Origin of the sequence: Bradyrhizobium genomosp. I (2014), assembly GCF_000261685.1 — a bacterium.
Lineage (GTDB): Bacteria > Pseudomonadota > Alphaproteobacteria > Rhizobiales > Xanthobacteraceae > Bradyrhizobium.
The window spans coordinates 1-13,896 of sequence record NZ_AJQE01000283.1 but is presented as its reverse complement, the minus strand read 5'-3'; the positions used below and the strand labels follow the sequence as shown (position 1 = coordinate 13,896).

Below are 13,896 nucleotides of genomic sequence, written 5' to 3'. Positions count from 1 at the left end.
GGCTGGCCCTGCCGTTCGCCAAGCTGATGAATGCGAGGTCGCCCTATGCTGCCGTAGGCAAGACGCTGCAGCTCGCCGGTCAATGGCGCGACGTCTACGGCAACGATTGGTCGGGGCCGCCGCTCGCGAGCGTCCCGGTCAAAATCCGATACTCCGATCGCCTGATCCCGCTGAACGATTTGCCCGGGCTGCTGCTCGCATGGTGGCCTGGCAGCACTGCCGGCCGGCTCAACGTAGCCATGGTGCTTGATCCCCGCTCTGCGTCGTCAATCGTGCCGGAAGGTGAAGGCCCCCTGACCGACGACCAGTACCGGGCGCTGATTGAAATGTCAGATCGCGCCAGGGTCATCTACGCCCAGGCGGCATTGCAGCTTCGCGACGAACACATCGGCGTGTCGTTGACCGATGGCGGGAGCGAGCAGACTCGTGCCCTGAAGCGGTCGGTCGCGTTTGCGAGGCCCGACGTCGAGAAGCTCTGGAAGTTCATGGAGGCTGCCAGCGCAGCGTTCGGTGCGATGACGAGCGTGAGAGACTTGCGGACAATTCCGGCGACGACGGTCAGGACGGAAGCCGAACGGCTGTTGTCTCGCGATCCTGTCGTGTTCGGATTTGATGTCGAAGTTTCGGATGGAGAGTTCGCTGAGCTTGCATTGGCGCTTCGGGTCGAGCGCACCAGCCTGGATGGGCTGGATGGCACTGAGCCTTCCGATGTGAAGAGCGTGGTTGTGCCGTTGCCGCTGCCGCTGCGCCATGACGGCTCTGCCAAGCCTGCAAACACCGTGGCGTTCCCCGCCGGTTTTGGGCGCACCCTGGAAGAACTGGAGGCTTCCATGGCACACTTTGCGCCGCAGTTCCTGCTCGCAACGGGGTATGGCAGCGTCCCGGGGCTGGTCGAGCGGGCGATCTGGCTGGTGCGGCAAGACGTGCTTCCGCCGGCCAATCATTTCACCACCGCCGTGCGCCACGACCTCGCACTGCCACCCATTTCAACCGGCCTGCACAGCTTCGTTGCCGACGTGCCGACGTTCGGGGACGAAAAGCCCGTGCGGTCGGTTGGCTTCGACCGGATCGATGCAGATGCAACCGCTGCCCGTGCGCTTACGCTGTACGACGAAGTGCTCGATGTTCCGGCCGTGCAAAGACTGTCCGACACGCAAGGAGGCCGCGACGCTCTGCAGCAGATCCTGATCGCCAAGGCGTCGATTGCCGCGTCACTTGTCGCAGATCTTCGCCCCGTTCTCGATGGCCGGCCGGCCATCGGAAACGTTCCAAACGCGATTTTGAAGGACAGGGTTCTGATGCGGCTCTCCGCTGCAGATGCAATCGACACGATCTCGTATTACGAGGATCAGGCTGCCGTCCCGCATGACGAGGAGAAGCGACCGCAGGCCTATGGAAGCATCGTGTCGCGTGACACCGGCGTCGTGCCGTACACGATGCGGCCGTCCGCGATGCAGATCGGAGCTCCGGCGAGCGGGAGACGGCACTTGTTTGTCACAACCGACGTGACGCCGAACTACGACAAGAACACCGTTCCTTCGCCGGCCGGGTATCGGCTGACGCACGTGCAGCGATTGCCGCGACCCGCACTCGAGGCCGTGGTGCCGGGAGATCCGGGGCGTTATCGGCCGACCGCATGGCTCAAGCTCGCGACACCACGGGTCTATGAGCTGCCCGATGCGGACATCCCGATCGTGCGAAAGCGGTATCCGCGGACGCCCGCGATCGAGGTTGAATCAATTAGAGACACGGTGGCGAACACGATCGGCGATGCGCGGCTTTGGAGGCATTCGCGAACGTGGAGCTACGAAGGCAGCGGAAGCGATCGACTCAAATTGACCCTCCGCTACAATCCGGGAACCGGCCCATTGCCCACGGAAGCATTACTCGGCCTTACCCGGGACGCGCTGCGAGCAAGGGCGTTTGCGATCTTTGCCGAGGCGGTCGAGCCCGTTCTGCGACAGCTCGGCAGGGAGGCGACCGGCGAGGCTGCTGCCAAATTCCTCGCGGCACGCGCGCAAGACCTCGCAAGCGCATTGTCGCAACAGATTATCGAATCCGAGGCCGCGCTGGTCGAGCGTCTCGATGTTTACGATGTTGCAGAGGAGGTCATGGCTGACGGCCGGCGCCGTCTTGTCATCAAGCGTGATAAGAGCCGCGCCGGTCTGCCCGGGCCCGGGAGCTTTGAGCTTTATTGTCCGGCCGACGCCGCCCATCCGAAGACCGACGATGTCGGTCCGCTGATCTTCAATGAGGGGGATCTGGCGAAGCGACTGAGACGGCTCGATGCGTTGGATCTCGACATTCTTGCCTATCGCTCCGTGCAGACGGAGCTGGATCTGACACGTAATGCCGAAATCCGGGGGGAACCTGTCGCCAAGGAATTCGTCTATCGGGTTCCGACCGTTGCGTCGGGTGCTCCGCTGGTGCCCATACTCACCGTGGCCGAGGTGGAGATGGCGTCGCAAGCTCGCTCGTTCGGCGAACACTTCGCCGCAATGCTGAAGGATCTGCTTGGGCCGCGCGGTGGCAGTGCTTCCGACCACGACGCGATTCTCGGAGAACTTTCATTGGATGTGCTCCTCACCTTCGAGCCGCTTCTTGCTGAAGAGGTCGATATCAAGGGAGACGGCCTGCACGTGTCGGGCCTTGCGCGCTCCGGACTTCGGACCGGGGACTGGGCGGGCTGGGTCGGCCCGTTTGTCGAATCGGTAGCGGCGTGGCGCCGGTCTTATCGGCCCGCAGCCGGCGGCAATTATGTCTTTGACCTTCGTGTATTCGAGGCTGCGTCGAACCGGCCGATCATCCGGATCCGGCGCTGCGTCCTTCCCGCAAAGTTGATTTCTGGTTGACGGTAAGGGTTTAACGAAATGAATCTGCAAACGAAGTGGTGGCGTATTTCCGCGGCAATGTTGGCATTCATCGTGGCTTCCGCGGTTTCGCTCGGATATGCGGAGGCGGCGACGCCAAGCTACCTGCGATTGGTTGTCGGGGGTGTCTGTCTGCTCGGCGTATTTATGTTTGCAAGCGGCATCACCGGCGTGAAGACCGCGCTGGTCGACGAGTTCAATTGCTACTCACTGCAGCGCGTCATTACGTTCGGGTGGTTTGTCGTCCTCTCTTCGGCCTTCCTCGCAATTTCGTTCTGGAACGTTGCCTTGTGGAAGGCGGGCGGAAGCGGCGTGGTGCAGTCCTTCGTTGAGATTGATGCAAGCATCTGGGCGCTCGCTGGTGTCGTGCTCGGGGGCCTCGTCGGAAACGGCGTGGTTAATTCGATCCATGCCGCGACCCCGCCAAAGGATGCAGGTGCCCACGAGAGCGCTCTCTCCCCGGACCCCCGGCGCCAGGGGTCGATGTACCGCAATATCGAGATCGATGACGCGAAGCCTGCCGACATTACAACCAATAGCCAGTTTGGCGTTCAGAACACCGTCGATATGACGGCCGTGCAGCAACTGCTGCTTCAAGCCGCGGTTCTCGTTGCCTATGTGGTCGCGGTAGGTCGGCTTGTCGTGGCAACTGCCAGCAACGAGCCTATCGGACATCTTCCGGGTCTTCCCGCCGAACTGTTGGCTTTGCTCGGCGTGAGCGCGGTGGCTCAGGTCGGAAATGCAGCGGTCCCGAAGGCCAAGATCAATGGTGAGGCCGCGGCCCCGAAGCCGACGGAAAGATTTTGGACCGAGGGCCGCGAGCGGGCCGCGGAGAGGCTCGCACATGAAAAGTCTGGTCAGGAATCCGGCGGGCTGCCGATCACCTCAGGTGTTCTCAGTGCCCCAGAATGGGATTTGTTCAGGCAAAATCCCGTCGTCGGCGCTCTGGTTCTGTTACACGCGAAAACTGCCGTGAACGAGGCTCTCGCCCGCTACAAGTCGACGGCGCTCGAAGACGACAATGGCGATGCCTTTCGTCATGCGTTGTGGAACGCCCGTATGGCGGCCGACAGCGGCGTGGGCGTTGTCTGGGCCGAGAAATGGGCGACTACGCATGAGGACGGAAATCCCGGCAAGCCGCTCGCGACGCAAATGGACTTGTTCAACAACGGGGTCGGCCGCAAGGCGGGCGACGGCATGAAGGTCGATGAGGTCTTGAAAAAGGTGCAGGACTGCGTCGATACCGGCAGGTGCAGGGTCTTGCGCGCCGGAGTCCTGGTAAACTCGGACGGCAAATACAAGCTGTAGTTCGATCGCCGCGTCGACCGAATTTCGAATTTCAAGCAGCCATATGAGCCAAGGCGTACGCTTGCCTGGATTGAGTCAAGTGCCGCATTGACGAGCGGTGGTCGTTCATGCATCTTGAAGTAGTATGTTGATCCTATTTTGTCTGCCTGGGCCCGCGCGAATGGCGGGACCCTGGGTGCGGAATGTGTATTGCAATCACGATAGCATGCTGTGCGTATGGCAAAGCAGAAGCGGACCAGGAAGGTCACCGTCAAGCCGCGGTCCGGCAAGGGCAAGGCCGGCTCGCAATCTGGCGCAAGGGAGGCGGCGGTCGCGGCCGGGCCCGTGACCCTGGACGAAGCGCGCGTGCTTGCCGGCGTATCAGCGCCGGCGCGGCCACGCGCGGCTGGTCTCGAGACCGCACGGGCAGCGGTAGCGCAGTCGCCCTCGCTAAGGACAATTGGCCAGGAGCGCGAAAAGCTGCGACGCGAACAGCGCAGCGAGCGCGTTCGCCGGACCCGCGAATACCAGGCAGTCATGAAAATCATGAAGGCCCGCGGCACGTTGCCGCCGCGAGCGGGACGCGGGGAAGGCGGCGCCGAGGCGGCAGGCGAGCGCGGCGAGGCGTTCGCGCCTCTGCAGATCCTCGCCGAAGGCGATTCGTGGTTCGAATATCCCGTGCCGCTGTTCGGCGGCGGCATCGTTCCGCGACTGGAGCGACGGCTGGGCGTGCCCATCCTCAACCTGGCGAAGACGGGCGATGAGGTTCGTTTCATGCTGGGTGTCGAGGAGCGCACGACCCTGACCGAACGATTGACGAACGGCAGTCCCGCGGGCGGCGATTGGGACCTGCTGCTGTTTTCCGGAGGTGGAAACGACATCGTCGACAATCCGATGGCGCTCTGGGTCAAGGACTGGAATCCGACTCAGCCACCAGCGGCGCACGTCAATCAGCCGCGCTTTGCTGCGGCCTTGGCGCTGGTGCGCGCCGGATATGAGGATCTGATTGCAATCCGCGACAAATGCAGCCCCGACACGCATCTCATCTTTCATGGTTATGATTTCGCCATACCCGACGGCCGCGGCATCTGCAAATTCGGACCGTGGCTCAAGCCGACCTTCGGTCTGCGCAACTTTCCGACGATTGCGTCGGGCCAAGCCGTCGTCAGCGAGATGCTCGGGCAGTTTGAGGCGATGCTGGAGTCGCTGAGCGGTCCTCGGGTGACGGTCGTCAGGACGCAAGGTGTGCTGGCGCCGCAGGTGTCCTCCTGGCACAACGAACTCCATCCTGCGAAGGCGGGGTTTGAGCAATTCGCCGACTTGTTTCATCAGAAGATCAAACAACTTTTTCCGGCGCGCGTCGCTTGACCGGCGACAAGTTCGCCGGCGACGCCGTAATCATTTTCCAGCAACCGCGGAGCGCGAACGATGGCCGACAAATCCCAACGAAGCGATCTGATCGAGTTCGTCAAACGGTTGCTCGCGCGCAATCCCGACGCGGCGCAGAGCATCGCCAAACGGATAAGGGACAAGGCCGGTCTCGAGACGGCAAACCTCGAGGAAGCGCCGCCAAGCCCGCGTGATGTGATTGACCTTTTGACACGCAGTCCGATCGCCGATCTGGAGACGATCGTGTCTGAGGAGAGACCGGTTTTCTTCGTCGAGCGAAATGGAGAAGCCGGTCTCAATTTTGAGGATGTGTCGCTTATCGGTGTCGAGGCACAGACGCTGTTCGAATTGTCGAAGCAAAGTCGCGCGGTTCCGGAAGGCTTGGTCGACCGGGTCGGCCGCATCGACCTCGTGGACTTTCCGGGCGGTGCGCCATTCGCGGGGACAGGCTGGTTGATCGATGCCGGAATTATCGTGACCAACCGCCACGTGGCGAATGTCTTCGCGCGGCGACAAGGGCAGGGCTTTGTGTTCCGTCAAGGCGCCGGCGGCGGGACGATGAGCACGGTTTGGGATACCGGTCATTTTCGCGATGCGGCATCTGGTGGGCTGCGCCGCCAGATTGCCGAAGTGCTCTACATCGAGCCGGATGATGGGCCGAACGACATCGCCTTCATGAGGCTTGCGTCCCTTGGCCACGGGGATGAACTGCCGCCGTTCAAGATCGCAGGATCCGACGCTCTGGAAAACACCGCCGTTTTCACGCTCGGCTACCCCGCCAAGGCACCGCCATCGCGCATCTCCGATCAGGCGCTGATGCAGCGGCTCTATCGTGGCATATATGACGTGAAGCGGTTTGCCCCCGGCTACATCACGGCGCCGCGTGCCGGTGCCACGACGCATGATTGCACGACGCTGGGCGGCAACTCCGGATCGGTGGTCGTCGATTTCAAGACCCGCGAAGTCGTCGGCCTGCACTTCGCCGGCATCTATAAGGAGACGAACCTGGCGGTCCCGGCCAGCCAGCTCAACTTTTACGTAGCGAAAAAGCGCTGGACCCTGCCTCTGGTGATCGAGTCCCGGCCGGCGATCGCACAGGCGCCGCAGCCCGCCCCCGGCGGGCGGGGCACGGTGAGCGTCACGGTGCCGGTCACCATCACGGTCGACCTCGGCACGATATCGACTGTGGCCGGTGCGGCCCGTGTCGGGATGTCGGTCGTGCATGCCGCCGAGGCGTTCTGGAAGCAGAAGCCGGAAGGCGTGCTCGCAGCGCGCGTCGGCTATCTTGAGGATGACGGCCGCATCGGCGATACGCCCTGCATCGCCGTGTCAGCGCAACCAGGCGCGCTGGAGGGGCTGCGCGCGGACGGACCGCATTCGTTCCAGGGCTATCAGGTCCAATACGCCCCGGCCACGGTCGAAGAGCAGCTCGAGGGCCTGATGTCTCTCGAGGCCGCCGCGGCTCCGAACGCTTACGACGACGATGCCCGCCGCGATCCAAAATACCAGTTGAGTCCGGTCGAAGAACTGATGACGGTGCGCGCGCACGTCAGCCCGGAATACGGCTTCGATGAGCTGAAGGCCTTTATGAGCGAGGATGCAGGCTCCTGGGTTTCGGCGATATACGAATTTCGTGCATCAGCCATTAGCGACCTGATGGCAAAACGTCTCGCTGCCGGAACGAAGATCATCCTGGCAGCCGACTTCAAGACGTTCGCTGACGTTGACGACGAGACTACCGAATTCGATGCAGAGGCGATCTTTCAGAAGTGGGCCGATCGGTTCGGCGATGGCAAGTTCAAGCGCATCGCCGTTCCGCTCGGAACAACCGGCCTGGTTCAGCAGTCCTATCACATCAAGGTCACCGTCCGGAACGATGACAAGTTCTGGCTGTCCTCTGGCAACTGGAAGAGTTCGTCGAGCCAGCCGATCATCGATCCATCCGAGCGCGACAGGGCTACGGAGGAGGACCTGCCCGGCAATCGCGAGTGGCACGTGATTGTTCAAAGCCCAACTCTAGCCGAGCGATTTCGCGAGCACATCCTTCAGGATGTGCGGCGGTCGCATGACCTTGGCGGCAAGGAAGTGCCGGTGAAAGCGGATGATCGCGAGCCGCTGGTCGATGTGCCGGAGTCCGTCTTCGAAGCCATCGAGCGGCCGCGCGAACGCCGGCCGCCAGCGCGGCTGAAGAAGCCCCTGGAGATCACCGAAAGCATTGTCGCGGCCCCTCTGCTCACGCCCGACCGCGAAGGCGGAGTGTACAGCGAGGCCGTTTTGAAGCTGATCCGCTCCGCAAGGCGCAGCCTCGTTTTCCAGATCCCCTATATCGGAATGCCGAGCAACCCGCGGCAGCATCGCGGCTACATCGACGATCTGATCGGCGAACTGACCGACAAGCTGGTTTCGCTGGACGATGCCCGCGTGATCCTGCGCGCGGACAGCAGCAAGAAGTTCTCGGATCCCACCCACTCTGCCTGGTATTTTAAGTCGAAGGGGGTCGACATCGACTCGCGTCTCAAGCAAATCCCCAACCATCATACCAAGGGTATGGTCGTCGACGGCAAGCGCGTCCTGATCGGGAGTCACAATTGGAGTGGCATGGGGGTATCGACCAACCGCGATGCTTCACTGATCTTCGATCACGCCGGAATTGCAAAGTACTTTGCGGACGCGTTTGAGATCGACTGGGATCGCGCCGACCCGGTCCCGCCCAAAAAGTTCGTCCCACGGCCGCGCGGCGAGGAGAGCGTCCTGATGGTTCCACCGGGAGACGAGGCGCCGCAGCGGCCCGGCTATCGTCGGATGCGACTCTCGGACTATCTCGCAATGGTGGATGAATGAGAGCGACTCAAGCCGCCATGTCCAACTGCCCATTGCCGCCAACATCGAGCAGATCGAAATTGCCGTGCTCCTTCAGCCAATAACAGGTCGGCCGTCTTCGATCTAGGTTGTCCATTAGCCGGGCCCCCCGGATGGGTGCAAATCGAACTTCTCCTCCATTTTGGACGACGTCTTTGGAAAGCTTGGAAAACGGGCGCAGGTCTATACGTTTTCGGGAAACCACGACATGTACCGGGACGGCGCGGAGATTTCAGTTGCAAGTAACTACCGACGCCGAATCTGGTGATCCACTTACAGGGGGTTCCGCTCGTTAGCTCGGGCCGGTCGCTCGCGAATCCCTCTGCAAAGTAGCACCCTGCGACAACATGGCGCGTGTAATATCAAGCTTGAGCCGGCCAACCCTCAGCTTCTTCGGTGTCCACATCGAAGAACTTGAGCGGTCGGGATGGCAATTGGCACTGGCTGTCCTATCTCGGCGTGCGCGAGAGCCAATCGTACACCTTCGATATTATGTCTTTTGATAATTGTTTTCTTAGTTGATTGTCTGCCTCGCGGTCGAACGATTTTATTAGCTCGTCCTTTTCCGGCGGTGTCTTCGATGCCTTCCAAATCTTCACCCAAACTTTGGTCATCGGATTTGAGCGTCGGAACGGGCGCCGACGGCGTCCGTCGGCGTCACGCCTATCTCATCGACGATCCCGAGCGCGGCGCGTTCACGCCGAGTATTGCTGCACAATCGCTTTGCCGCGCGCCGAGATTCCGTCCAGCACCGTGTCAAGCACCGGTTCTTTCAGGCCCTCGACCCTCGCCTCCTTCACGACGTCGCTGAGCGCGTCGGGAATCTTCTCGCCGAGCGCCACCAATCGCGCGATCATCTCGTCGGGATCCATTTTCATCAGTTCCCCCTGGCGTCTCCAATGCCGCGGCAGGACTTCTGAGAACTTGTAATAGCCGCCGATCTTCATCGCCATGCGCAGGCGTCGCCGCTCATGTTCGTCGTTGTCGTAAGGCACGAGGCTCAGGACGTCGTAGAGTGGCGCAAGAAACATCCGCCGGCCCGGGAGGTGGATGACTGAGAAGTTCTTCGCGTGCGCGTCGGTACCGAGCACCAGGAAGCTGAAGGCGATCATGTCAGCGGAACGCCGCCTTGTCCGCCTCCGGATCGGTAGCATAGCGCAGCACGTCGTTGGTGATCTGCTCGATCGAGGGTCCGCCCTCGCTCTGGTACTTGACGGCGGGATGCACGCCGAGCGCCTGGCACATGTCTTCCTGGTGGAATCGTCTGACGACGCCATCCTTGTCGATCTCGCGGTCGTACCGGGTGACGACGATCGCGACCTCTTCGCCAAACTTCCCGACCTTAGCTTCGGCCGCCGTGATCCCGAGGTGGTTCGCGAGGCGCAGGCACGCGTACTCGTTCTCGGTCGTGCCTCGCAGGTGAGGCATCGGCGGCTTGAGGATGTGCGTGGTCGCCCGGCGGCCGCTCGGTACGCCCCATCGCTTTCCGTCGAACAGTAAGGCCATCTTCGGCTGCGCGCCGGCGAGACTGAAATGCCCCCGGTCGCCGTCGCGACGTCCCGTCCAGGTCCTCTCCTCGCGCAGGCGCTTGAGGCGGTTCGCGACCTCCGCCTCGTCGATCCACTGAACCTCCCCAGGCGAATCCGCATTGGCGGCCATCCACTCGTCGGTGACGATCTGGATCGCGCCGGCGCAATCCTCTCCGACCTTCGACAGCAGAGCGAACGCGCTGTTCGGCGACACGCCGTAGATCTGTCCCCATTTCTGCAGGGTCTGGTCGCTGTCCGGAAGCAGATTCCAGAGATAGTTGGCCACCTTCGCGCCGGAGTGCTTCTTGGCGGCGAGAGGCAGGGACATCGAAAGCGGAATTTGAACCCTGTCGGCCGCGAGCCAACCATCGGCGTACTCGATGGCCAGGACGCCGGTATCCATCTGCTCGAGACGGCCGATCGGGACGCCGCCCATCAGGACGTTCATGAATTTGCTCATCGCCGCCGTCCCTTGAGAAAGCTCGGCTCGTCGAGCGCCAGATCACCGGTATCCAAGTCGTTGTTCCGTAGAGATCCCGGCACACTGTCGATGTTCAGGTCGATCCCCAGCGCGGCGAAGGCCTTTAGCACCGTTCCGAGGCTCGGATTCTCCAGGCGGCCGGTCTCGAACTGCGAGATCCACTCTTGGGTGGTCCCCAGCGTCTGGGCGAGTTGCTTCTGGGTCAGCTTCCGCCGACGGCGGGCTTCCCGGACGGCCAGTCCTAAGTCACTGATTGTCTTCAAAATCATGCCGTCATCCCGTATGAGATTTAAGATATATAGGCCGAATATGATTTTTACGCGATATCAAAAGGATATTAGTTTTACATGATATCTTAGAATAGGCCATAAAACTCATATGGGTGCGATCGGCGCTCGCTCGCTCGCCCGCGATCAGCCTGAACGACTTCGCCGCCTTGGTTGCGGGTCCGCCGCATGACCACCGTGCCGCGGCCCCGGTGAAGTACCCGGGGGCACGTTTCTATGCCCACGGTGAAAAACGGATAAAGGCGGTCAACGTCTGCAGGCGAGGGCGATCTCGCGCAGGTAGATCTCCGCCTTGAGGAAAGCGATCTCGTCGTTGACAGCCGCCTCGCCGACGTCGATGTACCAGGATCTGGGCTGCCGTCGCTCCATCTGTAGCCGCGACGTTTCAGGACATCCTTCAGATCGAACGGCGACTGCTCGGCCCACAGCCTTACCGTTCTCTTTCGGGCTTGCTCTAGCAGCACCGCAAGCGCCGGCGCGCCTGCGGATGGTAGTCAGGATCTTGATGAGGGCGTGACAGTCGTCGGCCCTGTGCGCATGGTGAAAGAAGCCGGCACCGTTCAACAGGGATCCGAGTTGGGCTCCCGCGAATCCATGGTGGCGCCGTTCCACCTCGGTGGCCGAGCAACCCCATGCCTTGTGCTCGAACACGGCCCCGAAGCGAAGGCTTCGGATCCTAGGGCAATCAGCAGCAACGCAACAGTGACCCCCGCCGTACGATTCTCACCCTCCCTCTATATTCTGTTTGGCTTGGAGAGAGCAGGCCTGAATCGTGCAGGCGACGCAAATTAGCAATCGTGCGCTGGAGCAAAGTGCTCTGAGACTGTTGCTCGAACGCTTCGGTGCTGCAGCGTCAAAGGCCGGACAAGAGCGTGAGTTCTTTAAGACGTGGGGTCGTTCGCGGCTGTTACGCAGGCCGCACCGACCGCGTTGCTTTTGACGTCCTCGACCTCAACCGCGATTTCGAAGTCAGGAGGCGGTATCATCCAAACAGCACCGCCACTGCGACGTGATCGAGAAGGCTGGAAGTAGAGCGCCAGCCGCGCGTTGAACGCAGGCGTCCTCCGGTATCAGGTATCGAGCATCCCGACGAGCGCCGAAAAGCAGACAGTCAACTATCGGTCGCCGCTCGCGCTCTCGCATAAAAGGCCTGAAGTTTTCTGGACAAGAAGTTGCTCGGCGCGGCCAGAGCCGCATCGAACACCCAGTTTATTAGCCCCAACTGCTCTTTTGCGCGGCCATCCTGCTGATCGCTCTCAATCCTTCGCTCCATGCAGACGCGCAGGCGGGCCAACTCCCGGCAGAGGCGTGAAGGCGCGCCAAATAGTAGCCATCGCGGCAGCTGGTCGTAGAACATCTCATGCCGGCCGGTCTGTGCGCACATGCTTAGAAACCGCGACAGCGGAAACTCCATGGTGAGGACGCCAGCTGACTTCGCTTCCTCAAAAAGCCGTTTCTGCATACTCGCCATGGCGTCGAAAACTTCCAGGGCGCGCGTCATCGACGGCTGTTCCTGCTCTCGAGACCGCAAGTAGGCGCGGAGACGTTCGAGGCGTTCCCTTGCCGGTGGATGTGATCGAGGCGCGGTCTCTTGGGACAGATCCTCAATCCATGCAGCCAACGTCAGGATCAGCCACGCCCCCAGAGTGCCCGATATAGCCACATCATCTCCATCGGCAGAGCCGATCAATTCCCGAAACGCGAAACCATCAGCAGCGAATTCCATCTCGAAGTGACTTGTATCTGTTGTGGACAGGTCTCCAGCCGCCACATGCCCGCACTCATGCAGGAGAAGGAACTGGATTGCGAAAAATCTAAGGTTGCTCCCAGCCTCAAGTGGGTGCCCCCAACGCCGGACGTCGGTGACAAGTGGAATTGCTCCAAGTTCCCTGATCACGTCCGGCGTGTCAGCTGTTCCGAGGTGAACGTACCGGTGGATCATCATTCCGAACTGCCAGCCGATCTGCTTAGAACACCGCTTGGCGAGGTAGGGCCGGCTGGAGAAGCGGACCAGCCGACGCCTTAGCCGCAGCAGCCACGGCTCTGAATCCTTTCCAAGCCCCTTTTTGGTCAATGCGTTTCCGAGCGTCTCGCATAGACTTGTGTCCGCGGGCAGCATGAGCATTTCGGCACCGCTCGAGATTAACGGCATCGCACCCATCGGCAACGCGATCACGTAGCCGAGTCCTTGTGATGACCTGAAGGAGTAGACGTGTCCGTTGAATTCTGCGTCGTTGACGGTTCCGGACGCGATCCCCGCGTCCGCTCGGCAGATTTGGCGGAGAGCCGGAGACTTCGAAATCAAGTCCTCGAAGGCGTTGTGCACCCAGTCTGTCCGCTTCAGAAACGAGGAGTAGCGATCGATAAACGTCCCATCCGCGATGCCTAGGACCTTGAATTGTGCTTCCAGATCCGGCGGCGCCCACAATAGATTCGACCCACCGCCGCACGGCGGCACGAGCTTCAGTATCCAGTCCAGCAACTCGGTCGTTTTCTGCAGCTCGGCTAGGAGTTGTTGTGGCGTCATCACTTTCTTTCCGGTCCCGGGCAGATCAGTCGCTTTTGTCCTTGGCTGGAACGCACCCTTTGCAGAGCGTCGCCACGCCTACCCGGAAGAAGAGTACCGCGACGCCCGCAAAGACTAGCGGACTCAGGGGGACAGTGCCTGCAATCGCCATCGGAAGGAGAACCGGCGTAATCCATTTGGCGAGAGCTTGCGCGTCGCCTGCGACGGACTGAAGGCCGGGGCAAATCCTCTCCAGCACATCTCGTCTCTTTACGAGAGACACAGCCTCGTTCAACGCAGATTGCTGTTCGGCTCTCTCCGGGTTCGTGTCGACTGGCTGTTCAGGTAGCGCGTTCATGCTGCCCCGGAGCGCCAGCTCGAGCTCCATGGACTGAAGCGAGTTAAGTACCTCTTGCTCAAATTGTGCCGTCTTAGCATTTTGCATTTGTCTGTACTCCGTATTCAGGTTGGAGCAGGGGCGCGCCGGGTTAGGCAGTAACCGGTATCAATGATCGTCTAGCCACTCTCGTAGGTTAGTCCCCCGGTCGGCACGAATAGTCGAAAGAAATAACGCGCAGGCTGAATCGTTGACGAAAAAGGGCTATGCCAACCGGATAGCTCCAGAGCGCGGCTCTGGTCGCTGCCCGTCAAGGCCCAAGCCCGCTCCCCGGCCGGTCGCTTCGGCGAG

The 13,896-nt window shown here is 61.3% G+C and carries 10 protein-coding genes; 4 read left to right on the top strand and 6 right to left on the bottom strand.

The genetic code is table 11. The features are described 5' to 3' along the window. The 4 genes from IC50_RS26105 to IC50_RS38510 all read left to right on the top strand — a co-directional run. On the top strand, positions 1-2,852 hold a 2,852-nt coding region (locus tag IC50_RS26105), incomplete at its 5' end, for a hypothetical protein (RefSeq protein ID WP_035711454.1). An 18-nt stretch (positions 2,853-2,870) separates the two neighbouring features. Next, positions 2,871-4,178 (top strand): DUF6973 domain-containing protein, encoded by a 1,308-nt coding sequence (locus IC50_RS38515; protein ID WP_028143544.1) that lies wholly within the window; start codon positions 2,871-2,873, stop codon positions 4,176-4,178. Between the two features lie 657 nt (positions 4,179-4,835). After that, positions 4,836-5,525 carry a hypothetical protein gene (locus tag IC50_RS41490; protein ID WP_157461074.1) on the top strand — a complete coding sequence of 230 codons (690 nt, stop codon included), beginning with the start codon at positions 4,836-4,838 and terminating at the stop codon, positions 5,523-5,525. A 60-nt stretch (positions 5,526-5,585) separates the two neighbouring features. Then, on the top strand, positions 5,586-8,387 hold the full coding sequence (locus tag IC50_RS38510; protein ID WP_050991096.1) for a trypsin-like peptidase domain-containing protein: 2,802 nt from the start codon (positions 5,586-5,588) through the stop codon (positions 8,385-8,387). A 713-nt stretch (positions 8,388-9,100) separates the two neighbouring features. Here IC50_RS38510 and IC50_RS43760 read toward each other — a convergent pair. The 6 genes from IC50_RS43760 to IC50_RS26065 form a co-directional block, all read right to left on the bottom strand. Further along, positions 9,101-9,517 (bottom strand): HipA domain-containing protein, encoded by a 417-nt coding sequence (locus tag IC50_RS43760; RefSeq protein WP_050991095.1) that lies wholly within the window; start codon positions 9,515-9,517, stop codon positions 9,101-9,103. A 1-nt stretch (position 9,518) separates the two neighbouring features. Continuing rightward, positions 9,519-10,394: a HipA domain-containing protein gene (locus tag IC50_RS43755; protein WP_050991094.1), complete on the bottom strand. Its 876-nt coding sequence runs from the start codon at positions 10,392-10,394 to the stop codon at positions 9,519-9,521. Next, a complete protein-coding gene (locus tag IC50_RS26080; protein WP_035711448.1) occupies positions 10,391-10,684 on the bottom strand; it encodes a helix-turn-helix domain-containing protein in 294 nt (97 codons plus the stop codon). Before IC50_RS26080 ends, IC50_RS43755 begins: the two co-directional genes overlap by 4 nt. Before the next feature lie 264 nt (positions 10,685-10,948). Then, positions 10,949-11,071: a hypothetical protein gene (locus IC50_RS43930; protein WP_306330604.1), complete on the bottom strand. Its 123-nt coding sequence runs from the start codon at positions 11,069-11,071 to the stop codon at positions 10,949-10,951. Between the two features lie 742 nt (positions 11,072-11,813). Beyond that, on the bottom strand, positions 11,814-13,229 hold the full coding sequence (locus tag IC50_RS26070) for a hypothetical protein (RefSeq protein ID WP_035711445.1): 1,416 nt from the start codon (positions 13,227-13,229) through the stop codon (positions 11,814-11,816). 25 nt (positions 13,230-13,254) lie between these two features. After that, complete coding sequence (locus IC50_RS26065) at positions 13,255-13,653, bottom strand: hypothetical protein (protein ID WP_028160485.1); 399 nt, start codon at positions 13,651-13,653, stop codon at positions 13,255-13,257. Positions 13,654-13,896 lie beyond the last annotated feature (243 nt).

Excerpts from the sequence above, each read along its gene's own strand:
- IC50_RS26070 (WP_035711445.1), bottom strand. The coding sequence starts at position 13,229 with ATGACGCCACAACAACTCCTAGCCGAGCTGCAGAAAACGACCGAGTTG.
- IC50_RS26080 (WP_035711448.1), bottom strand. The coding sequence starts at position 10,684 with ATGATTTTGAAGACAATCAGTGACTTAGGACTGGCCGTCCGGGAAGCC.
- IC50_RS38515 (WP_028143544.1), top strand. The coding sequence starts at position 2,871 with ATGAATCTGCAAACGAAGTGGTGGCGTATTTCCGCGGCAATGTTGGCA.
- IC50_RS43930 (WP_306330604.1), bottom strand. The coding sequence starts at position 11,071 with ATGGAGCGACGGCAGCCCAGATCCTGGTACATCGACGTCGGCGAGGCG.
- IC50_RS43760 (WP_050991095.1), bottom strand. The coding sequence starts at position 9,517 with ATGATCGCCTTCAGCTTCCTGGTGCTCGGTACCGACGCGCACGCGAAG.
- IC50_RS26065 (WP_028160485.1), bottom strand. The coding sequence starts at position 13,653 with ATGCAAAATGCTAAGACGGCACAATTTGAGCAAGAGGTACTTAACTCG.
- IC50_RS38510 (WP_050991096.1), top strand. The coding sequence starts at position 5,586 with ATGGCCGACAAATCCCAACGAAGCGATCTGATCGAGTTCGTCAAACGG.
- IC50_RS43755 (WP_050991094.1), bottom strand. The coding sequence starts at position 10,394 with ATGAGCAAATTCATGAACGTCCTGATGGGCGGCGTCCCGATCGGCCGT.